The following is a 23,940-nucleotide window of genomic DNA, read 5'->3' as shown; positions in this document are numbered from 1 at the left end:
CATGCTGGCGGGCAGCCGATTGACCGAGCATCCCACCGGGCACCTGGACCGAATCCTGGCCGGGACCCGGCCCTAACACCAGTCTTAAGTAGCCGCATACCGCGCTGACCGAACCGGCCAGCGCGGGGCGCTCGCGGCCGGGACCTGTTGCCGTGCAGAACGTCCGCTTCTGCCGATGAGAGTGCTTCGAGCCACTCGCATCGATTGCTCGGACAGCTGAGTGTCGTTGGGCCGGTGTAGGTTACCGACGCTGATAAAAGGGCACGAGTAGGCAGTACGAATGGGCAGTTGGCCGCTCGTCTTCTCCGCCGTGGCAAGACGCCGCGGCGGCTTGGCCCCTTGACGTGAGAGTGCTGTCGGGAAGGCGAGTAGCTGTGGGTGCGCGTAACCAGGCTCAGTGGACGAAGCAGATCATCACCCGGCTGACAAAGGCGATGGAGTCAGAAGGCTTCGCGGTCTGCGCGCCGCAGGAGCGGTGGCCCGCTACCGGGAGACTTCTGTGGACGGAGATCTATTTCGGTCCGACGAGCGAGTCCATCCCCACGATGACCTCGACTGTCGATGCCCACATCGAGCGTCACCGTGATGGCGGCCTTCGTCTCGAAGGGACCGCGCGGATCGGATCACGGGCCGTAGAGGACGTCATGCGTGATATGCCCGGCGATGGGCTGAACTTCGGTGACATCGATGCCGCACGGTTCAAGCTGTTGGATGTTTCACCGAAGCCGCCGGTGATGTCGATCGATTTCGACGCTGAGCTCGATGTGGCGGTGGCTCAGTTCATGGAGTATGTCTGCGGTCCGGTGCGTGGGTGGTTCGCCAAACGGTCCACGTTCCCCGCTCTGCTCGAGACGGCACGCGAGCCGACAATCGCACCGTGGGAAACGAATCCGGATCCGACGCTGCTGCGCGGAACTGTCGTGCTGTGCGTGCTGGACGGCCGGGTGCAGGATGCGGCAGCGTTGATGCGGTGGTATCTACGCAGGGACCAGTTCCACCGGTGGGACTCCCTGGGGGACGCGTCCGCGTTCGATGCCGCGATGCGGGAACGGTTCCCCGCTTACGCTGCCCAGGGATCCAACTAGCCACAGCGTGCGGGAACCATTGCCGTACAAAACATCCGCTATTGCCGCATACCGCGCTGACCGAACCGGCCAGCGCGGGGCGACGCCGGCCCCGCAACCGTCGCCCGTCCGGTTTTTCTGGCACCGAAGAAGGTTGCGCCACAGGGCAATTGAAATGAAGGATCGAGAGAGTTCGTCCGCAGGACGTCCGCAGTAGCTTCGCTGACCGCCAATCCGACCCGATGCCACCAACGTCCGAATGCCTGGCCAGAGCTATGGTGCCAGCACAGCCAACACCACCCAAACCGGGCAAAACAGACAAGATCATCGTTCGCATCGAGAAGGTCAGGGGTTCGATTCCCCTTAGCTCCACCAATCGTGTCATTGCACGAACCGACTCCATTGGGGCTGGTACCGCAGAAGCGGTACCAGCCCCAATGTCGTTTCCGGGTTGGGGGATGCGGACGGTGGGGACCAGGCGGTCGGGGCCGGTGATGGCGACCTGGGCGACGAGGGTCTCGATCAGTGCCTTGGCTTGGGTGCGGGTGCCGGTGCCGGTGCCGGTGGCGGTGGCGATGATTTCCGCGATATGGTCAGCGATGCAGTCCAGCGCGGCGGGTTCCGGGGCGGTGGGTTCGCAGCCAGGGTGGCGGTGAGTTGGTCGCGGCGGGTGGCGAGCTGGGTTGTCTTGGTGCGCAATTCGCTGAGTCGCCCGGCGAGGAGTTCGGGGTCGAGAGTGCCGTTTTCGAAGGCGTTCAGGTACCGGTCGATCGCCTGCTGAGCTTTGGCGAGCTCGGCGGTGACGGCGTCCAGTTCGATGCGGGTGTCACTACTGGAATCGCGGTGGCATCGCTGTTGGGCCGTGATGGCTTGGCTGATCAGATCGTGCCGGGTGCGGTAGAACTTGCCCAAGGCTTCCAGAACGGCCGCGTCGACTGAGTCGGCGTCGAGTCGGGTGAAGTCGCACTTGTCGCTGTCGTAGCGGGCACGGTTGAAGCAGGTGTAGTAGCGATAGGAACGGGAACGTCCGGTCGCGCGGGTGCCGATCATGGCCCGCCCGCAGCGTGGGCAGCGCAGGCGTCCGGTGAGCAGGTAGTCCGAGGAGTTAGCGGCGCGGTGGGCGTGGGATTCCCCGCGTGCTTCGAGGACCGCCTGGGCGCGGTCGAAGGTGTCGGTTTCGGTGATGGCGGGGTGAGTGTCGGTGACGGTGGTGTCGCGGAAGGTCAACTCACCGAGATAGATCCGGCTGTTGAGGATCCGCAGTACATGGTGGCCGGACCATTCACGGCCGGTGCTGGCGCGATGCCCACGCGTGTTCAACTCGGCGGCGACGGCGCGGGCACCGAGGCGGCGGCAGGCGTAGAGGTCGAAGATCATGCGTACGACCACGGCTTCGGCTTCGTCCACGAGGAGGGTTTGGGTGGTCTTGTCGACTCGGTAGCCGTAGGGGCGTTTGCCGCCTTTCCAAAGTCCTTTGGCGGCTTTGCGTTCCATGCCTGCGATGACGCGGTCGATGATGGTGTCGCGTTCGAATTGGGCGAACATGCCCAGCATCTGCACCAGCATGCGGCCCATGGGGGTGGAGGTGTCGAATGGTTCTGTGGCGGAGCGGAACATGACCTTGGCCTGGTCGAGTTCGTCGAGCAGAGTGACCAGGTCGCGCAGGTTGCGGGAGAAGCGGTCAACTCGGTAGACCACGAGCACGTCGATGACTCCGGCGCGGGCAGCTTGCAGGGCACGTTGCAGACCTGGCCGCTCGGTGCTGGCACCGGAGGCGTCGTCAGTGAAGCTGGCGGTGTGTCGCCAGCCGGGTTGGGAATCGATATAGGAGTCCAGGCGGGCGTCCTGGGCTTCGATGGAGTAGGGCTGGTTGTCTTCGGTGGTGGAGCGGCGGGTGTAAGTCCCTACCCGCACGTCCTGTTCCCAGGCGGCAATGTCGGTGGAGATACGCGGAATTGAGGATTTCTTGCTGCCTGTCATGCTGCCGGTCCTTCCCATTGAGACACGCTTCTCGCGATTTTCGATGTCCGAAACAACCTGTGACGGCCCGGAATTCGGGTTCGGGATTCGGTCCGGTATGGCGCCGGGTTCATTGTCCCTCGATTGGTTTTCGAATGTATTGGTGTGGTGGATGTTTGGGTCGGGGCGTTTCATGCGGCGTTCCATTCGTCGTTGTCGTTGTCGTTGTGGTGGCGGTGGGTCCATGCGGTGATGAGGTCGACGAGGAGGGTGACGGCGTGGTCGTGTTGGGTGGTGGTGAGCGGTTCGGTGTCGATTCGTTCGATGTGCCAGCGCTGGTGGACACGTTCGCGGGCGCGCAACTTGGCGGGTTCGGTACCGGTCAGGGTGCGTTTTTCGGGTTCGGGGCGTTCCATAGAGGCTCCTAGGGGAGATGTTCGGCGTTAGGAGTGGCGTCACCCTGTACTGGCAGCGGAACCCGCGTTTATCCGCGTCCGGGACCGGAATTGATGCAATTCCGTATTCCGCGGTCAAAGTTCGGCATCAATCACGAGATCCGCTGAGTTCCGGCATATAGGGGTGTCGCGCCTGTTAACTGCCAAGAAGGGGCCTGATTTCGACTTTTCAGTGCGAAACGGTTCAATAACGATCGGTGTCGCCGCAGGAGAGCGCCCCAGGGGCGATTGTCATGTCCCTGGGGCGCTTTGGATGAGGTCACGGCGGTGGGTGACACGCCTATCGCCGGTTGACCAGCCCGGTCTGGTCCTGTCCGCCGTTACTGGCGGTGGTGTATTTGGTATCGGTGTCTGCGCAGATCACATCGGTGATCTTGACGAGTGCTGGGATGTCGTCGGGTTCGAAATGGTCTGCACTCGGCGCCACGCCGTTGGCGTGTTCGCTGTAGGCGAGGTTCATCAGGCGGTTGATCACCGCGCCGCCGGGTCGGTCAGGGTCGCCGTAGTACATCAGGATCACCGACCACCCGCGCTCCGCGGCAAGCGCGTGGATCCGCGCCTCGTCTTCACCCCATCCGTCGCCGGACACGTCCGGTCGTAGGAATCCGATCACGTAGTTGCTCATGGTCGTACCCCTGCGTAGTCGCGGTACACCGGTCGGGTGATCGCGAGACGTCCACGGTCCGTGCAGCGCCACTGTGCTGGACCTTGCAGGGTGCCCATCGCCAGCCCGGTGCGCGACAGTCGCAGCAGCGCCCGATGGACCGAGGTCTCCGGCAGCAGAGTCGCGCGGCAGAGTTGCCGCACGGTCAGCGTGTGCGGTGGGTCGAGGTTCGACAGTGCGCCAAGGACTTTCGCCTCGGGTTCGGTGAACGCCATCGCTCACCACCCCCTGCTGATCGGCACCTAGGGGTGTGGTGGTTCGGCTGCCAGGCGCGCTTGAATGTCGGCAACGGTCAGCCGCTTCGGCCGCCGGCTGCGCTCGGCATCCGGCAGTGCGTGGGCGGCGAGGAAAAACAGCACTAGCGCGATGATGGTGGCGACAACGATGATTTCCATGTCGGGTGTTCTCCATGTCCCTGGAACGGTGTTGGAGTGCACCCGACGCCGGGGACTGGTGATCGAACCGACGTCGGGGCAATGTGGAACGTATGCCCGGCCGACGCCGTGAACGGGTACGAACGTACCCCCAATGCCGTTACGCTGGCGATTGTCGTGACAACACGACCAGGAGGTGGTCCCCGTGAGTGGATCCGAAGGTCCGTCGGAGATCGGTGCGCGGGTTCGGCTGTACCGAGAACGCGCCGGAATGGCGCGGCCGGTGCTGGCCGCGCAGATCGGGCGGTCTGCTGAATGGCTGAAAGCCTTGGAGAACGGCCGAATTCAGCGGACACCCAGCCTCGAGTTGCTGTTGCGCATTGCCCGTGTACTGGAATTGGACGACCTTGCCACCCTCACCGGAGACGACCGCGCCGTCCCGGTCACGGTGTTCGCTGGTGAGCGTCACGTCGCCCTGTCCGAGGTGCAAGCCGCTCTGACCGACTACCGCATTGCCCCCAGCGACCGACCGGTCAGTGTCGATCATCTCGCTGAGCGGCTGCGCAAGGCGTGGCGGATCCGCCATTCCAGCCCTGATCACCGCTCGCAGTTGGGCGTGCTGCTGCCGGGTCTGATCCGTGACGCCCAGACCGCCGCGCGTACTGCGGATGATCGCCGCGCTGCGCGCCGGACTCTGGCCGGTGTTTATCAGCTGGCCGATTTCTATGTCGCCTATCAGCCCGCGCCAGAGCTGGTGTGGATGGTCGCTGACCGCGCGGTGAACGAGGGCTATGAAGCCGATGACCCGTACGTGATCGCGTGCAGTGCTTGGGCGATGGTGCAGGCTTTGCGTGATTCCGGGCGGTGGGAGGAAACGATCGCGCTGGCGCGCAACGCTATCGACCAGATCACCCCGTTCCTCGACCGAGAGGGCACCCCCGATGATTGGCACGGAATTGCCGGAGCGCTGGAGTTCGAGATCGCCTACGTCCACGGCCGACGTGGCCGCTCCGGCGACGCCTGGCGCGGTCTCGAACACGCCGATCGCATCGCCCGGCAGCTCGGCCCAACCTACCGGCATGTGCAGACCAGCTTCTCTCAGCCGGTGATGGCGGCCCACGCAACGACTCTCGGCGTGGAACTGCGTCAGCCCGGGGAAGCTTTGCGTGCGGCCCGCTCCATCGATGCAGACCACATCGTCTCCGTTCCGCGCCGGGGGCGGCATCTCATCGAGGTGGCTCGTGCGTACATGCAGCGTGACGAGGACACCGCAGCGCTCACGATGCTGGTGAAGTCGGAGCAGACTGCGCCCGAGACGATTCGGTACAACGGGTTCGCTCGTGACATGCTCCGGGATCTGTTGAAGAGACCGCCGACGGGCATGCGCGCGGATGTCCGCCAACTGAGTCAGCGAGTTGGCGTCCGCGTGTAGCCCAATATCGAGCGTGGAAGCGCTCGCCTATCTGGTGTCGAGAATCTCTGGTTGTTGGCGTGCGTAATGCAGAGCGCCACGTGGCCGCCTCGAAGGCGATCTGCCCGTCGCTGGATGGGCGAACGCGCGCCCGATACCCAGTGCCGCAGCCATTCTCGTAGCCACAAACGGGCCGATCGGCGATCGGCTAGAGGCTCCAGCCAGTATTAGCGATACTGGCGGGCATGACGCTCAACTTGCGCGCGTGGACCGGCGAGTTCCACGATGTGCCATGGGCTGAAGTCGCGGGACGGTACCGGGTGATGTCCGAACGTTACCCCGACTTCCAACATATGACCGATGTCGTGGACAGCGTCCTGCTGTCCGGCTGCGATCAACAGTTGGCCGGGCAGACGTCAATGCACGATCTCATCGTCACGACTCGCCCGATATCGAAGCCGCCCATCGAGGAGGTCGTTGTTCGTGCGCCCGGCGGCGTCGTGCCGTTGGGCAGCGGCCTCGTGGTGGTCGAGTGCTTGTCGGACACCGGACACGCCAACCGACTCGTCGCTCCGGTCGGCGAAGCAGTTCCGTTGTTCTGGCGATTCATCGAGGATTGCTTCGATGTCACCCGAACACGGCCGACCGAGTAGACAGACGGAAGCACTTGACGGCCAGATGCTCAGCTCGTTGAAATATTCGAACGATGACCGAATATGAACCGATTGAACTGAACCTCGAAATTGCCCGCAACCTCTTTCCTGTCGGCGGACGCGTAACGGGCAGGGTCACACAGGTTCCGCGACCTGGCACCATCGGGCTGTTCGTCGACTTGGGGCAGCCGCCAACCGGATTCGTCGACGTGCTGAACCTTCCCGATTCGGTAGACGAATGGCCGGTGGTCGGTACCGTCACCGAGTTCGAGGTCGTTCACCATACTCATCAAGGTCATCAGGTCAGACTCCGTCCGCTTAATCCGCCTATCGCGCAAAGCCTCCGGAGCCGATCGGGGAGGTGCGACTGCGCGACCTGAAGCGCCGGTTACGGGGCGACCAGGCATAGCCGTCTCACGCTCCGCGTAGCCGGCACCGTGTACAGGACTCGGTATGTGCGTGCATCGCCGAGAACCGTAAGGCGCTCGGCCTCTTGTTCTTTTTAGCGGTTCCGTACCGGCGCTTCGGTCGGCAGCGCAGGAATCGGCATGACACTCTGTTTTGTCTAGGCTCGGTGCGTGCGGTCATCGGAAGATTTGAAGCAGCGCTGGCTGACGGAAGCGCAGCAAGTGTTTGCCCGGCCTGAGATGTGGGCCCGGTCCGGCCCGGAGATGGAGTCGGTAGCTGGTGGACGGCTTCGAGATCTTTGTTACCTGGACGAGCGCGACGATGAACACGAACACATCCGAGAGTTGTTGCGCGACTTCGGAAAACTCGGAGTCCATGGTCCATTCGCGGCGGTCTTCGGGGTGGAGGGCCGTTGCACAGCCGAGGTGGCGTCGGTGTACGCCGAGTTGTATCACCGCTTGGGGTACCTCCTGGTCGAGCGTTTGCTCACCGCGGATGAGTGGCTGCCGCTGACTCGTCTGCGGGAGTGGGTGGGTGACCGTGACCTGCGCCGCAGCGAGGTCGAGACCGCCTTCGGCGCACCGAGTTTGCGGGTGGGCAAGCGCGTGTTGTGTTACGCCCCGGCAGATGGGGGACAGTGGGTGTTTTTCGATTGCTGGGACGAGCCCCCTCTGCGGTATGTGCCTGGGAAGGGCCGTTTTGATGGTGGATTCGACCCTGATCCGTTGGTACGCGACATTCGTGTACCGGCAGCCGATTTCGAGGAGGGTCTTGTGTTGACCTTGTACGGCAAAGTGTTGCGGTGGGGGCCGGGCTGGTGGATCGATCACCCGAGCGAGACCCAGACTGACGAACAAGCGGCGATCGCGACCCAGCTCCGGCGCATCGAAGCCGCTGACCCGTCTCAGGGGCACCCCCGGTACTGACGATCCTGTCCAGGCACGGTCAGTGGATCGGTCACACTGAAAGTGTGCTTGACGTGCGCAATCAGTGAAGTTTTGGCAGTCGTTGCACTACGCTCGCTCGGCGGGCAAACGATTGACGGTGCGAGCGTAGTGCAACGAGGTTGCATTTCCCGCGTAGGGCCTATAGGCGTGTCGCGACTGAACCCTCTTTAGGTGACGATCCGCGTAGAGAACCCACAGCCAGCTCTCTGGACCGACTACGCTGTGTCCGCATGCGAGTGGGCGTCTACGTCGACGGGTTCAATCTTTACTACGGAGCTCGCGGCCGGTGCGGTCGAGGCACACCAGGGTGGCGGTGGCTTGATCTACGAGGCTTAGCAAGTGCGGCGATTCAACAACATTCGGGTTGGACCAGCGCGTCGATCGATCGGCTGGTGTACTGCGCTGCCCGGATCAGCGGTCGTGACAATCCTATTGGCGCTAACGAACAGGACACCTATCTGCGTGCGCTGAAGCGAGCCAACAGCATTGACGAACTGTCCCTGGGCTCGTATGTCCACCGGGCCACAACCGCTCCACTGGCCACGCCGGGGAACAAAGGGCGACCACAGCTGACCCATCCAAGCTGGCCGGTGATGGTAAAGAACGGAACTGGAGCTGACGAGCCGAATGCCGTCTTCATGGTCTCAATCGCGCGGCGCGAAGAGAAGGGGTCCGACGTCAACGTCGCGTCCCATCTGCTGATCGATGTCCTCGACAAGGTTGTCGATGCGGCGGTGGTGATCAGCAACGACAGTGACCTTGAGTTTCCGGTGAGGCAGGCTCGCACGCGTGTTCCGATTGGGGTAATCAACCCAAGCAAAGGTTTCCCGACTACCCGGCTCGCTGGCGCACCTACCGACGGCGTAGGGCGACATTGGTGGTACCAGTTCACCGAGGCGGACTACCGGGCTGCTCAACTTCCACAGACCGTCGGCCACCTGCACAAACCTGCCGCATGGTGATTGCAAGCTTGCGGTCCTAAGCCCTGGCAGGCATAATGCATGTCATACCGCCCATCCCCTCTGGGGATGGGCTTAATTTTTGGTCCATTCGCACCCTTTAGGGCGTTTAGGGCGCAGGCGGGTCGTGGAACAGCTTAGGCGGGAGGCAACGATCCACCGCGCTAGCCTGCGAAGCCCTCTCCAATATGATCCGCCAGCACGGGAACGCAGTCGCTGAGCCGCCGAAAGACATTGACAGGTCGCTTCAACCGGCGCAGTGATTGCTCGGCTCGGCTGATGAGAGACTTCTCGCCGACAGCGTAGTCACAGTAGGCCGTACCGCAGGTGAGGTAGATCATGTCGGTGAGGTCGTTGCTATTCCACTTCGTTCGCTCGTCTCCAAGCTTGTCATGGAATATTTCTCGAAATAGTCCCAGGCTCGGCATCTTGCAGACCTCAGTCTCCATGCGAGAAGAAACCCAAGAGCGCATCTGATCGGGCGAAACGCCGGCGTTGTACGCAGCTTCAGCGAGTTCGTTGCGTGTGTCGGCGACGAAGAAAGCAAATGTTCGCTTACGGATAAGTTCCCGGCCGCAATTCTCTTCCGCCGCCAGCCAATCGGTGAATTCCTGATTGCGCGTAACCCAGCGGGAGTCGGGGGACTGACTCACTGCCTCAGCATCCAGGAGTGTGTCGAAGCAGGAAGCTAGTGAAACTATTGCTCGAAACTCAAGGCCAACACTCGCCAAATCATCAGGGACCTGGAAGGGCGGCTGCCTCCGTCCAGCATGGGAGGCGAAGGGTTCAAGAGTAACGACATCCCCACCGGGGGGTTGGCCGCTAGTTGCGAAGATGTCGAGCAAGGACGCGGTCAACTCATCCTGACGCACGGCCAGTGGGTCGCGCAGTTGCCATCCGGCGCTGAGCCTCAGCATCTGTACTGCCAGTGCGTATCGCTCGCCATCGTTGCGCCACTGGCAAGTTTCGGCCATGTGTCCCGCGGATAGCGGCAGAATGATCCGCTTACTCTCGGATTGCTCGATTAGCCACTCGGCTGCTCGCTGTTCCCTGGGAGCCAAGCCGCCTATGACGTACTTGGATCTGTAGAGGGCGCTCCACTGGTTTTGATCGAGGTATAGCGAAGGTCGGCCCCCTCGCGGATCAGACTTGTCCCGAGCTGGCAGCTCGGCGACCATCCGATCGCCAGTAGTAGTCTCGATCGTCAGAACGCGCTCGCGCGGTCGGTAAATAGCTCTTGCGACTCGCGATGTTGATTCGAACGGCAAGCCGTCAGCCAGTGGAATGGCTACGGGCAAGCGACCAGGCCGGAGGATCTGGCCAGTTCCAGTCAGCCGATCGAGCACTACTTCATAACCATCGAGGCCTGCGATCGAACGAAAGTCGCTGGATTCACTCACGGATTGCCATGTTGCCATTCAGTATCTGTTTGCTCCAGTCGATTTCGCCCATCAGGGTCACCTCTTGGGCATGCCCCGCCGGGTAGGGCAACAGGGTCGGAATCGCTTGCTTAACCGCGCAGACGAGCCGAGTGCTGTCAGTCGTTATCGGGTGGCGGGATTTCGATCATGATGTCGCGCTCGGGTCCATCGGGGTTAGGCGTGGCTAGCTGGGTTCGGCGAGCATGGAAGAAGTCATGGATCTGTGGGTCGTGGAGCTCGAAGGCGGCTTCATTGTAGGGCTGGATCGTGGTAGGGCGGTGGTCGATCCGCGGGCCGCGTTCGGGCAGGTCGGCCAGTCGGAGCCGGTCGGTGACGACGTCGCCGCTGGTAGCCGTCCACAGGGCTCAGACCGGCCCCGCAGGGCCGTCGGGGTGGGCTAGGTCGCGGGTGGTCGTCGCGATAACCAGGCCAGGGGCGACGCCGCCGAGCCCGCGCCGGAGCGCGGTCCATAGCCCGGTTTCACGGCGCGCTGAATGGACCGAGAACAGCAGGATCCCGAAGTTGTCGGTCAGGAAGTTCTGGTAGGCGGCGAGTTTGGCGATGACGACCTTCAATGACTCTGTGCCGGTGTCGTATTCGAGGAAGAACCGCACCATGCGGCCGTTCTGTTCCCAGCAGCCGTAGCCGTCCGGGCGGAGTTGGTCGTTGCCGGAGATGGCTGTCCAGAACACGTCGGTGCATTGTTTCTCCGACCACCACTGTGTCAGCCCCTGCACCGGGTTTGCGGTCGCGAGGCTGTGGTGGTGGGCCGGGTTGCGGTGGGCCGCCAGGGCGCAGAAGAAGCCGTTGACGCCTAGTCGGTGACCGAGGGCTGGGGAGCAAGCCAGTCGCTCCAAACCGAGGGCGTACGAGGCTGGGGTGGGTGGTTTCTGGGCGCGTTGGGCGGCGATGAGGCGTGCACCGGGATAGCCGAGGGCGTGGCGGGTTTGGCTGGTGCCGCCGCCGTAGAGCGACTCGCGGAACGCGAACAGCATGCCCATCTCCCGTAGTTTCCGCAGCCGATCCTGCGCGCGGCGTACGGAGGCGAACTCAAGCGCGGCAATCTGGTCGGTGGTGAACACCTTATGTTCGGAAAGCAGAGCCAGAAGACGGCGGTCACGTTCAAGTAGACGGAACCAAGGACCGGCGTTCGGGTGCCCGCCCTGGCGCACGCAACGTCCGCTGCGCGGCACTATGGGGGAATATTCATGAGTATTGATATTCATTCTGGATTTCGCCCCCTGACCTCGAATGTGTGCCTGAGCGGCCCGTTTGTCATTGGCGTGTTCGGCGTTTGGGGTGGCGGCTATAGGACGCCGAGCACCCGCCACTCCATCCGCGCCACCAAACGCCACCCCATCCGCAGCTGGTTTGTCGCCGTGGCCGTTCATTGGGCATCACCGTCGACCGGTTGCCGGGTACCCACCGCCCGGATCACGATGTCCGGCCCGTCGACCAGCACCGCGCGGTTCGTATGCTGGTCCGTCAGGTCCACATCGAGAAGGCCGCTCCCAGTGGGAGCGGCCTTCCTTTGTGTTCAACGTGGCGAGACAGCCTGCGGCCGGGTGTAGTCGCCCGTGTCAATTGGCGGTTGCTCGGAGGTCTCCGAAGATGGCGTAGGCGTCGCCGCCCGGGTTCAGGTTGGTGACCTGGAGGCGTAGGCGGAGTGGGCGGTCGAAGTCGATGTGGATGGGGGCGGTGTCGCCGAGTTTGACGGTGGAGTCGGTGATGAGGACCTCGTCGGCATAGATCTGGAAGCGCATGGCCATGCCGGATGGGGTCGCGTCGTCACGGACGCCCAGGACGCCGTCGAGGTGCGCGTACTTCCGGGCGAGGTCGTATTCGACGAAGGCCAGATGACGGCCGTCCGGATCGAGCATGATCGAACGGGTGTAGCTGGTGCCCGACACCTCGGCGGGGCCGGTGTTGAAGTTGAGATAGGTTGCGCCGTCCAGCTTTCGCAGGTCCATCAGGTACTGCACCCCGGGGACCGGGATAACCGAGGCTCCGCTGGTGGGCGTGGTAGAGGTGCGGGAGATCGGAGACGCCGAGGTCACCGTGGTCGAGATATCCGAGCGCCAGCGTCTCCTGCCCGTCCGGCCCCATCCGCGACCAGATCGAACGACACGTCCACGCACTACGAGGGTCACCGTCCACTGACACGGCTGGCATGATCGCGGGGTGGACCTACGATTCGGTATTCAGTTGGCGCCGACGGTGACCGAGCTGCCTCAGCTGCGCGCGATGGCCAAGGTGGCGGACCGGGAAGGACTGGATCTGCTCGGCATCCAGGACCACCCGTACTCCGGCGGGCTGGCCGACACCTTCGCGGTAATCGCCACCGTGCTGGCGGAAACCGAACGGCTGCGGGTGTTTCCGGATGTGGCGAGCCTGCCACTGCGCGGGCCCGCCATGCTCGGGAAGCAGGCTGCGACCTTGGATCTCCTCAGCGGCGGACGATTCGAACTCGCCTTGGGCGCGGGCGCTTTCTGGCCCGCGATCGGCGCCATGGGCGGCCCGATGCGCTCGAATCCCGAAGCGCTGCAGGCACTCGAGGAGGCTACCGCGATCATTCGGGCCATGTGGCATCCGGGGACGAAGGCGAAAGTCGAAGGCACGCAGTACACCGTGAAGGGCGTGCAGTCCGGACCCGCGCCCGCGCATCCGGTCGGGATCTGGTTCGGCAGCGTCGGCCCCAAGGCCAACGCGCTCACCGGGCGCATCGCCGACGGCTGGGCGGCGCCCATCCCGCACTACCTCCCGTACGAGAAATGGCAAGCGACACAGGACATCATCTCTGCCGCCGCCATCGACGCGGGACGTAAACCGGACGACATCACCCGGATGGCACAGCTCGTCGGAACGATCACCGACACTCCGGGGCCGGTCACGCTCCGCGGCGAGGAACCGATTCGCACCGACGCTGCGGGCTGGGCCCGCATTCTGGCCGATCTCGCCACCGAAACCGGCTTCGACACCTTCGTGTACTGGCCGGAGTCCGCCGACGATACCCAACTCCATCGCTGGATCGGTGACGTCGTTCCTTCCACCCGCGCCCTGTGCGCCTGACCATCCAAGGTGCACCGATTCGAGTAGCTTCGCCTCGGCTCAATTCCCGAACGATCGCCCGCGACCCCTGCAGAGGTCGCGGGCGATCGTCGTTTCAGGGCTGTTGGGGATCGCGGTTGGCGGACTCGAGGTCATCCGGACTCGGGACGACATCGGGCACGGTTCCCCACTCAAAACTCGGTCGGTTGTCCGACTGTAAGATAGGTCGGGTCTATGCGGTGTGCAACAGTTGTGCGAAGTTCGTCGGCCAGCGGAGCGAGGAGAACCCGTGGTTTACGTCAAAGCGTCCGAACGCGAGGAGCAGATCGTCGCGGCGGCCGTCACCACGCTCAGCGAATTGGGCGTGCCGGCCACTACGCTGCGCGCGGTCGCCGCCCAGGCCGGACTCGCGCTCGGGACGCTGCACTACGTGTTCCCGACCAAGGACAAGCTGCTGCGCGCGGTCATCACAACGCTCATCCGCGACATCTCCGAGGCCCTGCGGGCGGAACTCGAACTCGACAAGGGCTTCGAGCACGCCCTTCGGCACGGCGTGACCAGCTTCTGGGAAAAGCTGGTGCGCAACCAGATCGGACTGCAGATCATGCAGTACGAACTGATGGCGTACTCCGTGCGCAGCGACGCGGGCGGCAGCCTCGCACAGCTGCAGTTCGAGCGCTACAGCTCGGTCGTCACCGAGTTCTGCGAGCAGGCCGCCCAGGCCGCGGGCGAACGGTGTGCCGTCGGTTTCGACACGCTCGGACGCCTGGCGCTGGCCCAGGTCGACGGGCTGATCCTGCAATACATCTCCAGGCCGGATGACGACCGAGCCAGGCGGGACCTGAACCAGGCTCTGGACATGCTCGTTCTGTTCGCCGACCCGCAGCCGGTCGCACGGAGTACCGCGCGGCGAACGAGCACGACTCACACCGACGCGTCATAGCTGTCCACGGCCTTCGCTTCACCGCCTATTGCGTCCCGGGTCACACCCGACCTATCGTAACCCGTACGGTTGACCGACTTAGTTCGAGGCGATTCCCTGTCCTCGGTCGGCCCGGTTCGCCATCTGGAGTGAGACGAAATGACCCAACAGAATCCTCATGACCTGCCCGGCCCTCGGGATCCCGCACGGACCGTCACGGTTGCCGTCATCGGTGCGGGGATAGCCGGTCTCATCGCGGCTCGCGAGCTGCACCGACGGGGCATCGACGTCATCGTGCTCGAATCCGCGGCGCGGGCCGGCGGGCGGGTGATGGCCGAGACCACCGTGCTCGGCTCGAGAGTCGACCTCGGCGGCCAGTGGATCGGGCACGGGCATCATCGTTTCGCAGACCTCGCCGCAGAGCTCGGCATGACCGTCTTCGAGATGGACACACCCGAGCAGCCCAAGATCGTCGACGGCGACAAGACCATCGGGAACTTCGGGGCGTCGGCCGCGACCGCCAATGTGGTCCTGCTGGCCTGGGAAATCGCGACGCGCCTGGGTCTTCCGCGAGCATGGACCACCCGGAGCGTGCAGTCATGGCTGCGGCGAGTACCGGGCCGGCGCGCGCGCCGGCTGCTGGAAGTTCTTGTCTCGGTGTCCACTACCGCCGACCTCGATCGTTACTCGATGCACGCGTTCCTCGAGATGGTCCGATTCCAAGGCGGACTCACCGCCATGCTCTCCACGGCGGGCGGCGCGCAGGAAAGCCTCGTCGCCGAAGGGGCTGGGACACTGGCCGAACGACTGGCGGCCGACCTCGACGACAGGGTGGTGTTCAACAGCGCGGTAACGGCGTCGCATCGCGACGAAACCGGCGTGACCATCTACTCCGCTTCCGGGGCATACCGCGCCGCCAAGGTGATCGTGACCGTCCCGCCGCCCATGGCTGCTCTCATCGAACACGCGCCCCCGCTGCCCGCCGCGCGAAATCGCCTGCAGAACACGACCTATATGGGTTCGGTGTACAAGGCGATCGCAGTCTATGACCGCCCGTTCTGGCGCGAGAACGGCCACGCCGAATCGCTGATACTGACCGATCCAGGCATGGCGGTGTTCGATACCTCGACGCCCGGCGGGCCTGGCCATCTCTGCGTTCTCATCGCGGGCCCCGAGGCGCGTGGGCTCGATGATCTCACCGCCGACGCGCGCCGCGCGTTGATACTCGGCGCCATTGCCGCACAGCTGGGCGCCGCGGTGCTCACACCACGAGGCTGGCACGAAAAGTCTTGGCACCAAGACCGATACGTCGGCGGTGGTTACTTGGCGCTGCCCGTCATCGGTCACGACGAGGGGTACCTTCCGGTCTCCGCAGAACCGGTGGGCAACATCCACTGGGCCGGCAGCGAGACCGCCGGCGAACACGCCGGATACATCGAAGGAGCAATCGAATCCGGCGAACGCGTCGCGAGGGTGATCGCCGAAATATTGTCCGCCACAAGCGGAAACGACACCGCAACCGGCTCCCGTACCGGTTCGTGACCACAGCCCCGCACTCACGCAAGGAACCCGCATTGGTATCGATCGACAACAGCGAACGTCACCGGCCGGCGGACATCTCGAAGTTCGCCGCCGACATCGAACGCATCACCAACGACGGCCTCGTCGACGAACTCCTGGCCCTGTTCACCCCCGACGCGGTCGCCGACTGGATCATGGACGGCGCCCACGACCGCCACGAAGGCATCGAGGCCATCCGCAAGGCCACCATCGAACTGGTCAGCGTCGGAAAATCACTCGGACTACACGTCCGCAAGACCGTCCAGTGCGCCGACCAAAACAGCATCGTCCTGACCTGGACCGGCGGATTCGGCCCTGCCAACCGCCAATTCGGCACCGAAATCTGGACATTCCGCAACGGTCTGGTCATCCGCCAACAGATGTACACCTACCTCGACATCCGCCCCAGCACCTCACCCCTCGCGAGCCTCCGACTCCTCGGGGTATCCCCCAAAGTTGTTGCTTCCCTGCTCAAATACCGCTGGCGAGCCGGCACACTAATTCGCCACTGACCAACCGCGCAGACCCCCACCGCGGTTGTCGGGGACCTGAATGACGGTACGCCTGCCGACCCGGTCACCCTCGCCAATACCCAAACCACGCAGGGCATGAGCGAGCCGCGTCGCCGGCGACAGCTACTCGTCCTGCATGGTGCTCTTCATCGTTGCCTCGACTCGTTCTCCTTCAGCGACCGGTGAATTGGGCCGGGCGGCGTTCGATGAACGACAACATGCCTTCCTTGGCGTCGTCGCTGACCGAGATGCGTCGCAATTGGTCGCGGATCGCGTCACCGGCGGCGACCTCACCGTCGGTCAGCGCGAGGCGGGCAGAGGCCAAGGTGGTTTGGATACCGAGCGGGGCCTGCGCACTGATCCGGTGAGCCAATTCGATTGCGCGGGTGAGTTGCTGGCCGGTCTCGACAACTTCTTGAACCAGTCCCAACCGCAGCGCCTGGCCGGCGTCGAACGGATCTCCGGTCAGCAGCCAGCGCATCGCGTTGCCCCAGCCGGCTTCCCGTGGCAGCCGGTAGGTGGCGCCGCCGAGAGGGAAGATCCCTCGTTGCACTTCCATCTGAGCGAATTGGGCGTTGGCGGCGGCAATTCGGATGTCGGCTGCCAACAGCAGCTCGATTCCGATGGTCATCGACCATCCGTGCACGGCGGCGACGATCGGGGTGGTCCGGGCGGGGCCGGTGGTGAAGACGGGGTTCCGGAGCAACCGCTGCGCGGTCGCGTAGTTAGGTGCTGGTCCGCGATACGGCCAGTTCGTCATTGCGACCGACGCTACGCAGCACAAATGCCACTGATGCGACACAGAAAGCACCCATTGCGACAAGTCGGTGTGCGGCTTCCGGGCGGCGATGAGAGAGGGCTGACTCGATCGAGATCGTCGACCGGCCTTCAAGTTTCGGTGTTGTCGCGGTCGTCGGTAGTGCTGAGTGCCTTGCGAAGCGCGGCGGTGCTTTGATAGCCGACCATCGGAGCAATCTTGCTCAAGGTGAGATTGGTCGTTCGCTGCAAGTGGCGGGCTCGCTGCGCACGCATTTGCTGCACCAAGGCGTTAGGGGTGGTGCCCAACCGCTCGCGAATGTGACGTTCGAGGGTGCGTCGAGTTGTGCCGATCGCCGCCGCACCATCGGCGATCGAGATGCGTTCAGCAAGGTGCAGCCGCGCCCAGGTCTCGAAGTCGGTGATCAGCCGGTCCGCGGTAGAGAGGTAACCCAGCGCGGATTCGACGCTGCGCGCGGGCCGCTGGTCGATGAGCAATGTCGCGGCCGTGAACTCGGCCAACTGCGGACTGACCCTCGCGACCAGGTTGATCGCGAGGTCGATATGCGCGAATGCTGCTCCCGCAGTGGTGATGTGCCCGTCCTGCACCACCATGCGGGTCATATCCAGATCGACACGGGGATAGCGTCGCTCGAACTCCGTGGTGAGCCACCAACTCGTCGTGGCCCGGCGCCCGTTGAGAATCCCTGACTCCGCGAGCAGTAATGTGCCCGTGCACGCGGCCGCGAGCTGACGACCCTGCTCGGCCCAGTCACGCAGTCGCGCACGCCAATTCGCGATATCGGGGCGCATGAGCGCATCGATCACCCCGGCGGGGCTGTTGGCTCCGAGCGCAGGAACCACCAAGATGTCGAGAGTCGCCATTCGCGAGTCGTCGAAGGTGAAGTCGATCGGGACCAGGAGCCCGCCCTGAGTGGGCACCGGTGCCGATTCGGCGGCGATGACCTGCACCGTGATCGCGGGAATGTCGCGATCGACGCGTTCGCGGGCCGCGTTCGCGGTCCGCAGCACGTCCAGCACGGTGGTCAGGCCGGAATCCCAGCCACCCATGATCGCGGCAACGCCGATCCTCATGTCGCAAACTGTAGCTGTTTTGTCGCAATAGTGATCGCCCGAGCTCATAGGGTCACGGTCATGACAACAAACACAACCAATACCGCCATCCTGGTCACCTGCACCGCAGCCGAGGGCAAAGCCGATGCCTTCGCGGAAATCCTCGAACGCGCCTTGCCCTGCATCCAGGCCGAGGAGGGGACAACCGTCTGGCTCGCTGGACGATCCGCGTCCGAACCGTCGGCGTTCTACCTTGTCGACGTCTTCACCTCTCCGGAGGCACAGCAATCACACATGTCCGGTCAGGCCGCGAAGCTGATCCTGAGTGCAGGCTCGGACCTGCTCACCGAACCGCCGGTCGTATCACCGCTCGCGGTGATCGCGGTCAAGAACGAGTCGGCATGAAAGCCGTCGTCGGCAGGACCGACACCCACTACCGCCGGGTAAACGAGACACCTGGAGTGATCCGCGCCTGGGAAGACGGTCTACGGACCGACGCAGCCGACGGGACATTCGAGTGGTGGTATTTCGACGGACACCTCGACGATGGTTCTGTCCTGACCGTCGAGTTCCACACCAAACCCCCGTACGTGTCACCCAAAGCACCACCGACCCCGTTTGTGCTGGTGACGTTGACCCGCGCTGACGGCAGCCGCGTCGAAAAGACCTACCTGGGCAATCCGGCAGAGTTCTTCGCCGCGACCGACACCTGTGACGTCCGTATCGGCGCAAATGTATTCCGCATTCAGGACCAGCGCTACGAAATCCACGCCGAGATAGACGAACTCACCGTCGACCTCACCCTCACACCGCAGGTCCCGCCGTGGCGTCCGGAATCAGGGTTCCTGTATTTCGGCCCCGACGAAGAGCACTACATTGCCTGGCTGCCAGTAGTGGCGCGCGGCGCGGTCGAGGCCACCGTGACGATGGATGGCCGCACCACTGGCCTGAGCGGGCTCGGCTACCACGATCACAACTGGGGCAATATCGCGCCGCGCAAGGTCCTCGACCATTGGTACTGGGGCCGAGCGCTTCTCGGCGACTACACGATCGTGTCGCTGACCTTCGTCGTCAATGACAGCTACGGCGGCACAACGGTTCCCGTACTGCTGATCGCCAACGGTGACCAGGTCGTCGCCGCCAGAGTGGGGGACGGTGTCGAGGTGATCACCGACGACCGATCGGTTCACCCCGACACCGGGGTTCCGGTCGACCGTCGGGTGCAGTACTCGATCGAGGAATCCGGCAGCAGCTATACCGTCACCTTCCGATACAACGCCGACCTCTTCCGGATCGACTTCGGCCAGCGTGGCGCGTACCACCGCTTCCTCGGCGACGTCGACTTTGTCGAAACCCGTGACGGGCACCGCGACTCCCTGAGTGCGAAAACCGTATGGGAACTGCTGTATTTCGGTGAACGAACCCACTCGCCCAGTGACGTCCTCGCCGATGACCGACCCGCGGTCATCGGCCACCAAGCCTGACGCTCATCCAGGCAACGCACGGTCGGTGTCCACCGGGCCACCAAGTGCCCGACCGTCCGATGCCATGTCACCACCGTCGGTGGACGCATACGCGCTCACCGACACCATGAACTCGACAGAACGATGCAGAGGAAACCTGATCGCCCACGCCAGCGCCACCAAGAATCCCCAGGTCGATGACCTGGGGATTCTTGCGATTCATGCCTCTTACCCAGGGCTGGTCGTCGAGTACTGAACGGCCGGCGTCGGGTCAGCAACCGACTGGGCGGAACGGAATATCCAGTAGTCCATGGGTTTACAGGCCTTCGGTGAGGACTGCTTGCATGTTCACTACTCAGTGTTACTATCTACTAGTAGTCAGCAACACTGAGTAGTACGAGGAGGTGATCCGTGGGCAAGCAGATGACGGAGCTGCTCAAGGGCACGCTGGAAGGCATTGTGCTGGCGATCCTGTCCGTGCGGTCGGCGTACGGGTACGAGATCACGGCGTGGCTGCGGGACCAGGGGTTCTCCGATATCGCCGAGGGCACCATCTACGCCCTGCTGATCAGGATCGAGAAAAAGGGCCTGGTCGACGTCGAGAAGGTCGCCTCGGAGAAGGGGCCGCCGCGCAAGGTGTTCACCCTCAACGCGCAGGGGCAGGAGTATCTCGACGAGTTCCGCAGGAGCTGGAACTTCCTTTCCGAACGGCTCGAACAACTTCACGAAGGCGGCAAATAGTCATGGATATCTCGAAACTCACCGCGAAGGTGATCGGCGACCTCGGCGACAAGCGACGGTGGCGGCAGTACAAGGAGCGCGCACGACGTCTGCCGGCGAACTACCGCACGGCGATCGACGCGTTCGAGCGGTACCTGATGGTGTACGGGCCGGGCGGCAGCGTTGCCATGTTCGAGGACCTCGCCGACCTTTTCGAGCAGAGTGCGGCGGATCGCACCCCGATCCGGGAGGTCGTCGGCGACGACCCGGTGGAGTTCATCGAGACGTTCGCACGGAACTACCAGGAGGACGCCTGGGTCAACCGCGAACGGAAGCGGCTGGTCGACGCCATCGAGCGCGCCATGGGCGACGACACCGGCAGCTGACCATCGCAGCCTGAAGGGAGAGCGCCCGATGGGGAAGATCGTTCATGTCGTCCACCAGTCCCTGGACGGCTACATAGAAGGGCCGAACGGTGAATTCTACTGGCCCACCATGGATTCCGACGTCGACGCGTATTGGCGCGGACTCGCCGACACAGCGGGGACTTTCCTCTACGGCCGAGTCACCTGGGACTTCATGTCCGAGTACTGGCCCCAGGCCGAGCAATGCGCATTCCATTCCGGCGACGCCGACTTCGCGCCGGTCTGGCTGGCCAAGCCGAAGGCCGTCGTGTCACGCACGCTCGACAGTGCGCCGTGGAATACTCGCGTGTTCTCCGACTTCGGGTCGCTGGCCGATGCGGCGGCGCGTGAGCAGGGGGACTTTCTCCTGTGTGGTGGATCCGAACTCGCGTCATCGTTGACTCGCGATGGATTGATCGCCGAGTACCACATTTTCGTGCACCCGGTCCTGTTCGGCGGCGGCAAGCCCGCTTTCATCGATGTGAATGTCGGTGCGGCCTTGCGATTGACCGAATCACGGGTGCTGGACAAACAAGTCGTTCTGCTGCGCCACGAGCGGCCCGAGACATCGAATACACCGGGATGACCAGCGCGACCCAACCGATCAGCGCCACGCGGAACGCAGCGTGGTCGAATGGTCGACCGGGCGGGCCTCACCGCTGATGCGGTCCACTAGTGAGGGGTCATGGCGGACTCGACGGTACCGTGATTCGCCTCGAATGCGCCGACGCCGCTAAGAAATCGAAAATTCTGTGCGCGGGTCGGTGATGGAAGCGTCAAGAGCCACGGGGCGCCTTCCGGGTGGATATCCAATGGGAGCTCAGGCCATGTCGAAGCTGGAGGCAGGTTATGGGCATTATCGGCAGGGAAGTCTGCCTGTCGTCGTTCCATGTGCAATGGTCGCCGGCGGAGGAGGTGTACATCGCGCGCTCCGACCAGCACCCCGGTCTCGCCGCTCGCGATGAGTGGTCCTCCCTCGCCGCCGTCGACACCCTGATCGATCTGATCGAACGCCGAGGGCGGCACGAGGATTGGTCGGGGCGCCCCGCCGCGTGAGATACGCCGGCCCCGGCTCCTATCTCGAGTTCGATCGTCGGCGGGGTGAACGACACGTTCACCGCGCTGACCTCTAGCGAAAACACTGGACATCCTGGGGCTCAGGCAGGCCCCAGCGGACGTCGGACCGGCCTACACCTCGATCTGCGAGCCCATGATGACCGTGCGGTCCCGGGGAAGGCCGAAGTATTCGGCGGCGTCGGCGGTGATGTGGCTGGTGGCGATGAACAGGCGTTTGCGCCAACGGGCCATGGTGGGTTCGGGGCCGGGGCGGAGTTCGATGGTGGACAGGAAATACGAAGCCTGGGCCAAGTCCAGCGGGCCTTCGGTTTCGGCGGGGTCGAGCAATGCGAGCGCGGCTGGGACATCGGGGGTTTCCATGTAGCCGTAGCGGGCGGTGACGTGGATGATGCCGTCTTCGCGGTAGTCCAGGTGGTCGATGGCGATGCGCTGGTCGACCGGAACCCGTGGGACCGGTTCGGTTTTGATCGACAGGAATACGACCTGCTGGTGCCGTACATGGTTGTGCTCGACATTGGCGCGCATGGCCAATGGAGCGGTTTCCTTGCCGCGGTTGAGGAATACCGCGGTGCCGGGGACGGTGACCGTTGCCGGCACGCCTTCCTGCAACTGGTCGATGAACACGCGCAGTGATCCTTCGCGCTGTTCACGGTCTGTGGTGACGATTTCGCGGCCGCGCTGCCAGGTGGTCATGATGGTGAACGCGGTCAGGCCGATCAGCAGCGGTAGCCAGGCGCCGTGCACGAGCTTGGTGAGGTTCGCCGCGACGAACAGTAGGTCGACGATCAGCAGCGGGGTCGCGGCGAGCGCGATCAGCCACATGGGCGTATGCCATTTCGCCCGTGCGACATAGAAGAACAGCAGGGTGGTGATGGTGATGGTGCCGGTCACCGCCATGCCGAAGGCGAAGGCCAAGGCGGCCGAGCTGCGGAAGGCGAACACCAGCGTCAGGACCGACACCATCAGCAGCCAGTTGATCCACGGCACATAGATCTGCCCGATGGTCGATTCGGAGGTGTGCGCGATCCGCAGCCGCGGTAGGTAGCCGAGCTGGGCGGCTTGGGCGGCAACGGAATACGCGCCGGTGATCACCGCCTGCGAGGCGATGACGGTGGCCGCGGTGGCCAGGATGACCATGGGCAGTCGTCCCCAGCCGGGGACGAGCAGGAAGAACGGCGCGCCGGCATTGGCTGGGTCGTCGAGGATCAGCGCCCCCTGTCCCAGGTAGCTGAGCGTGCATGCCGGAAAGACGAGGAACAGCCAGGCCCGCGTGATGGCGCGCCGGCCGAAATGCCCCATGTCGGCGTAGAGCGCCTCGGCGCCGGTGACCGCGAGCACGACCGCGGCGAGTGCGAAGAACGCGATTCCGAAGTGGCCGAACAGGAATCCGAGCGCATAGGTGGGTGAGAGCGCCTTCAGGATTTCCGGATGCGCGGCGATGCCGGTGACGCCCAGTGCGCCGATGGTCACGAACCACACGATCATCACCGGCCCGAACATGCGGCCCACCGCCGCGGTGCCGCGCCGCTGTACGAGGAACAGTCCGATGATGATCACCGCCGTGATCGGCACGACCAGCTCCGCGAGCGAGGGCTGTACGACCTTCAGACCCTCGACGGCCGACAGCACCGAGATCGCCGGGGTGATCATGCTGTCGCCGAAGAACAGTGACGCACCGAAGATTCCGAGCGCCGACAGCGCCAGCGCGGTGCGCCGCCCGCCCGGCGCGACCCAGCGCCGCAGCAGCGTGATGAGCGCCATGATGCCGCCCTCACCCTCGTTGTCGGCGCGCATCGCCAGCAGGACGTAGGTGACGGTGACGATGATCATGACCGACCAGAACACCAGCGACACGACACCGAACACGTTGTCCCGGCTCACCGGAACCGGATGCGGGTCACCGGGATCGAACACCGTTTGCAGGGTGTAGATCGGGCTGGTGCCGATATCGCCGAACACCACACCGAGCGCACCGACGACGATCGCCAGCCGGGCCGTGTCGTGCGCGGCGGATATGCCCGGTGTCGAGTGCGGGGCGGTGGTGTCACCCGTTGCCCCAGTCGGTCGCTGCTCGGTCACAGTGGTACCT

At 64.0% G+C, this 23,940-nt stretch carries 27 protein-coding genes; 16 read left to right on the top strand and 11 right to left on the bottom strand.

The window, feature by feature from the left end; all coding sequences use genetic code 11:
• Positions 1 to 344: 344 nt before the first annotated feature.
• A complete protein-coding gene (locus ACWEKS_RS22015) occupies positions 345 to 1,085 on the top strand; it encodes a hypothetical protein (protein ID WP_452341802.1) in 741 nt (246 codons plus the stop codon).
• 501 nt (positions 1,086 to 1,586) lie between these two features.
• Here ACWEKS_RS22015 and ACWEKS_RS22010 read toward each other — a convergent pair.
• From ACWEKS_RS22010 to ACWEKS_RS21990, 5 genes are all read right to left on the bottom strand, one after another.
• Positions 1,587 to 3,044 (bottom strand): recombinase family protein, encoded by a 1,458-nt coding sequence (locus ACWEKS_RS22010; protein WP_452341801.1) that lies wholly within the window; start codon positions 3,042 to 3,044, stop codon positions 1,587 to 1,589.
• 170 nt (positions 3,045 to 3,214) lie between these two features.
• Positions 3,215 to 3,439, bottom strand: a complete 225-nt coding sequence (locus ACWEKS_RS22005) for a hypothetical protein (protein WP_452341800.1) — start codon at positions 3,437 to 3,439, stop codon at positions 3,215 to 3,217.
• Between the two features lie 319 nt (positions 3,440 to 3,758).
• Positions 3,759 to 4,103, bottom strand: a complete 345-nt coding sequence (locus ACWEKS_RS22000; protein ID WP_452341799.1) for a hypothetical protein — start codon at positions 4,101 to 4,103, stop codon at positions 3,759 to 3,761.
• A complete protein-coding gene (locus ACWEKS_RS21995) occupies positions 4,100 to 4,357 on the bottom strand; it encodes a MarR family transcriptional regulator (RefSeq protein WP_452341798.1) in 258 nt (85 codons plus the stop codon). The genes ACWEKS_RS22000 and ACWEKS_RS21995 overlap by 4 nt, the downstream gene beginning before the upstream one ends.
• 27 nt (positions 4,358 to 4,384) lie before the next feature.
• Positions 4,385 to 4,537, bottom strand: coding sequence for a hypothetical protein (locus tag ACWEKS_RS21990; RefSeq protein WP_452341797.1), 153 nt, complete (start codon positions 4,535 to 4,537; stop codon positions 4,385 to 4,387).
• 184 nt (positions 4,538 to 4,721) lie between these two features.
• Here ACWEKS_RS21990 and ACWEKS_RS21985 point away from each other — a divergent pair, with 184 nt between their 5' ends.
• From ACWEKS_RS21985 to ACWEKS_RS21965, 5 genes are all read left to right on the top strand, one after another.
• Complete coding sequence (locus ACWEKS_RS21985; protein WP_452341796.1) at positions 4,722 to 5,948, top strand: helix-turn-helix domain-containing protein; 1,227 nt, start codon at positions 4,722 to 4,724, stop codon at positions 5,946 to 5,948.
• A gap of 224 nt (positions 5,949 to 6,172) precedes the next feature.
• The gene (locus ACWEKS_RS21980; RefSeq protein ID WP_452341795.1) at positions 6,173 to 6,580 is read left to right on the top strand and encodes a hypothetical protein; all 408 of its coding nucleotides are present in this window, start codon (positions 6,173 to 6,175) and stop codon (positions 6,578 to 6,580) included.
• Between the two features lie 53 nt (positions 6,581 to 6,633).
• Entirely contained in the window at positions 6,634 to 6,960 is a 327-nt protein-coding gene (locus ACWEKS_RS21975; protein WP_452341794.1) for a hypothetical protein, read from the top strand.
• Positions 6,961 to 7,158: 198 nt separating this feature from the next.
• The gene (locus ACWEKS_RS21970) at positions 7,159 to 7,914 is read left to right on the top strand and encodes a hypothetical protein (RefSeq protein ID WP_452341793.1); all 756 of its coding nucleotides are present in this window, start codon (positions 7,159 to 7,161) and stop codon (positions 7,912 to 7,914) included.
• 251 nt (positions 7,915 to 8,165) lie between these two features.
• A complete protein-coding gene (locus ACWEKS_RS21965) occupies positions 8,166 to 8,897 on the top strand; it encodes an NYN domain-containing protein (protein ID WP_452341792.1) in 732 nt (243 codons plus the stop codon).
• Between the two features lie 161 nt (positions 8,898 to 9,058).
• Here ACWEKS_RS21965 and ACWEKS_RS21960 read toward each other — a convergent pair whose 3' ends face one another.
• The 3 genes from ACWEKS_RS21960 to ACWEKS_RS21950 all read right to left on the bottom strand — a co-directional run bounded on the left by ACWEKS_RS21960 (position 9,059) and on the right by ACWEKS_RS21950 (position 12,372).
• Entirely contained in the window at positions 9,059 to 10,294 is a 1,236-nt protein-coding gene (locus tag ACWEKS_RS21960) for a hypothetical protein (RefSeq protein ID WP_452341791.1), read from the bottom strand.
• Positions 10,295 to 10,680: 386 nt separating this feature from the next.
• Positions 10,681 to 11,541: a replication-relaxation family protein gene (locus tag ACWEKS_RS21955; protein WP_452341790.1), complete on the bottom strand. Its 861-nt coding sequence runs from the start codon at positions 11,539 to 11,541 to the stop codon at positions 10,681 to 10,683.
• A gap of 354 nt (positions 11,542 to 11,895) precedes the next feature.
• Complete coding sequence (locus ACWEKS_RS21950) at positions 11,896 to 12,372, bottom strand: NPCBM/NEW2 domain-containing protein (RefSeq protein WP_452341789.1); 477 nt, start codon at positions 12,370 to 12,372, stop codon at positions 11,896 to 11,898.
• A 160-nt stretch (positions 12,373 to 12,532) separates the two neighbouring features.
• On the opposite strand from ACWEKS_RS21950, the gene ACWEKS_RS21945 reads away from it, so the two are divergent.
• The 4 genes from ACWEKS_RS21945 to ACWEKS_RS21930 all read left to right on the top strand — a co-directional run bounded on the left by ACWEKS_RS21945 (position 12,533) and on the right by ACWEKS_RS21930 (position 16,357).
• On the top strand, positions 12,533 to 13,384 hold the full coding sequence (locus ACWEKS_RS21945; protein WP_452341788.1) for an LLM class flavin-dependent oxidoreductase: 852 nt from the start codon (positions 12,533 to 12,535) through the stop codon (positions 13,382 to 13,384).
• 268 nt (positions 13,385 to 13,652) lie between these two features.
• Positions 13,653 to 14,306 (top strand): TetR/AcrR family transcriptional regulator, encoded by a 654-nt coding sequence (locus ACWEKS_RS21940; protein WP_452341787.1) that lies wholly within the window; start codon positions 13,653 to 13,655, stop codon positions 14,304 to 14,306.
• Between the two features lie 138 nt (positions 14,307 to 14,444).
• Positions 14,445 to 15,827, top strand: a complete 1,383-nt coding sequence (locus ACWEKS_RS21935) for a flavin monoamine oxidase family protein (RefSeq protein ID WP_452341786.1) — start codon at positions 14,445 to 14,447, stop codon at positions 15,825 to 15,827.
• A complete protein-coding gene (locus ACWEKS_RS21930) occupies positions 15,824 to 16,357 on the top strand; it encodes a nuclear transport factor 2 family protein (protein ID WP_452341785.1) in 534 nt (177 codons plus the stop codon). Before ACWEKS_RS21935 ends, ACWEKS_RS21930 begins: the two co-directional genes overlap by 4 nt.
• Before the next feature lie 172 nt (positions 16,358 to 16,529).
• On the opposite strand, the gene ACWEKS_RS21925 is transcribed toward ACWEKS_RS21930, so the two are convergent.
• A complete protein-coding gene (locus ACWEKS_RS21925; protein WP_452341808.1) occupies positions 16,530 to 17,117 on the bottom strand; it encodes a crotonase/enoyl-CoA hydratase family protein in 588 nt (195 codons plus the stop codon).
• A gap of 128 nt (positions 17,118 to 17,245) precedes the next feature.
• A complete protein-coding gene (locus ACWEKS_RS21920) occupies positions 17,246 to 18,208 on the bottom strand; it encodes a GlxA family transcriptional regulator (RefSeq protein WP_452341784.1) in 963 nt (320 codons plus the stop codon).
• A gap of 60 nt (positions 18,209 to 18,268) precedes the next feature.
• Between ACWEKS_RS21920 and ACWEKS_RS21915 the strand changes: the two genes are divergently transcribed.
• From ACWEKS_RS21915 to ACWEKS_RS21890, 6 genes are all read left to right on the top strand, one after another.
• Positions 18,269 to 18,592: a putative quinol monooxygenase gene (locus ACWEKS_RS21915; protein ID WP_452341783.1), complete on the top strand. Its 324-nt coding sequence runs from the start codon at positions 18,269 to 18,271 to the stop codon at positions 18,590 to 18,592.
• Positions 18,589 to 19,671, top strand: a complete 1,083-nt coding sequence (locus tag ACWEKS_RS21910) for a lipocalin-like domain-containing protein (protein WP_452341782.1) — start codon at positions 18,589 to 18,591, stop codon at positions 19,669 to 19,671. Before ACWEKS_RS21915 ends, ACWEKS_RS21910 begins: the two co-directional genes overlap by 4 nt.
• A 390-nt stretch (positions 19,672 to 20,061) precedes the next feature.
• Positions 20,062 to 20,391 (top strand): PadR family transcriptional regulator, encoded by a 330-nt coding sequence (locus ACWEKS_RS21905; RefSeq protein WP_452341781.1) that lies wholly within the window; start codon positions 20,062 to 20,064, stop codon positions 20,389 to 20,391.
• Between the two features lie 2 nt (positions 20,392 to 20,393).
• Positions 20,394 to 20,756 carry a DUF1048 domain-containing protein gene (locus tag ACWEKS_RS21900; protein ID WP_364614538.1) on the top strand — a complete coding sequence of 121 codons (363 nt, stop codon included), beginning with the start codon at positions 20,394 to 20,396 and terminating at the stop codon, positions 20,754 to 20,756.
• Between the two features lie 28 nt (positions 20,757 to 20,784).
• Positions 20,785 to 21,360: a dihydrofolate reductase family protein gene (locus tag ACWEKS_RS21895; protein ID WP_452341780.1), complete on the top strand. Its 576-nt coding sequence runs from the start codon at positions 20,785 to 20,787 to the stop codon at positions 21,358 to 21,360.
• Positions 21,361 to 21,623: 263 nt separating this feature from the next.
• On the top strand, positions 21,624 to 21,830 hold the full coding sequence (locus ACWEKS_RS21890; RefSeq protein ID WP_379426496.1) for a hypothetical protein: 207 nt from the start codon (positions 21,624 to 21,626) through the stop codon (positions 21,828 to 21,830).
• 132 nt (positions 21,831 to 21,962) lie between these two features.
• On the opposite strand, the gene ACWEKS_RS21885 is transcribed toward ACWEKS_RS21890, so the two are convergent.
• On the bottom strand, positions 21,963 to 23,867 hold the full coding sequence (locus ACWEKS_RS21885) for a potassium transporter Kup (protein ID WP_452341807.1): 1,905 nt from the start codon (positions 23,865 to 23,867) through the stop codon (positions 21,963 to 21,965).
• Positions 23,868 to 23,940: the final 73 nt, after the last annotated feature.

This window comes from Nocardia sp. NPDC004711, from assembly GCF_053601595.1.
The sequence above is the reverse complement of the archived record's forward strand: the minus strand, read 5'-3'. Positions and strand labels throughout refer to the sequence as shown.

Bases quoted from the DNA above. Each gene is read 5' to 3' on its own strand.
- ACWEKS_RS21900 (WP_364614538.1), top strand. From the start codon at position 20,394: ATGGATATCTCGAAACTCACCGCGAAGGTGATCGGCGACCTCGGCGAC.
- ACWEKS_RS21915 (WP_452341783.1), top strand. From the start codon at position 18,269: ATGACAACAAACACAACCAATACCGCCATCCTGGTCACCTGCACCGCA.
- ACWEKS_RS21990 (WP_452341797.1), bottom strand. From the start codon at position 4,537: ATGGAAATCATCGTTGTCGCCACCATCATCGCGCTAGTGCTGTTTTTC.
- ACWEKS_RS21975 (WP_452341794.1), top strand. From the start codon at position 6,634: ATGACCGAATATGAACCGATTGAACTGAACCTCGAAATTGCCCGCAAC.
- ACWEKS_RS21920 (WP_452341784.1), bottom strand. From the start codon at position 18,208: ATGAGGATCGGCGTTGCCGCGATCATGGGTGGCTGGGATTCCGGCCTG.
- ACWEKS_RS21890 (WP_379426496.1), top strand. From the start codon at position 21,624: ATGGGCATTATCGGCAGGGAAGTCTGCCTGTCGTCGTTCCATGTGCAA.
- ACWEKS_RS21995 (WP_452341798.1), bottom strand. From the start codon at position 4,357: ATGGCGTTCACCGAACCCGAGGCGAAAGTCCTTGGCGCACTGTCGAAC.
- ACWEKS_RS21895 (WP_452341780.1), top strand. From the start codon at position 20,785: ATGGGGAAGATCGTTCATGTCGTCCACCAGTCCCTGGACGGCTACATA.
- ACWEKS_RS21910 (WP_452341782.1), top strand. From the start codon at position 18,589: ATGAAAGCCGTCGTCGGCAGGACCGACACCCACTACCGCCGGGTAAAC.
- ACWEKS_RS22000 (WP_452341799.1), bottom strand. From the start codon at position 4,103: ATGAGCAACTACGTGATCGGATTCCTACGACCGGACGTGTCCGGCGAC.
- ACWEKS_RS21925 (WP_452341808.1), bottom strand. From the start codon at position 17,117: ATGACGAACTGGCCGTATCGCGGACCAGCACCTAACTACGCGACCGCG.
- ACWEKS_RS21980 (WP_452341795.1), top strand. From the start codon at position 6,173: ATGACGCTCAACTTGCGCGCGTGGACCGGCGAGTTCCACGATGTGCCA.
- ACWEKS_RS22010 (WP_452341801.1), bottom strand. From the start codon at position 3,044: ATGACAGGCAGCAAGAAATCCTCAATTCCGCGTATCTCCACCGACATT.
- ACWEKS_RS21935 (WP_452341786.1), top strand. From the start codon at position 14,445: ATGACCCAACAGAATCCTCATGACCTGCCCGGCCCTCGGGATCCCGCA.
- ACWEKS_RS21965 (WP_452341792.1), top strand. From the start codon at position 8,166: ATGCGAGTGGGCGTCTACGTCGACGGGTTCAATCTTTACTACGGAGCT.
- ACWEKS_RS21955 (WP_452341790.1), bottom strand. From the start codon at position 11,541: ATGAATATCAATACTCATGAATATTCCCCCATAGTGCCGCGCAGCGGA.
- ACWEKS_RS22005 (WP_452341800.1), bottom strand. From the start codon at position 3,439: ATGGAACGCCCCGAACCCGAAAAACGCACCCTGACCGGTACCGAACCC.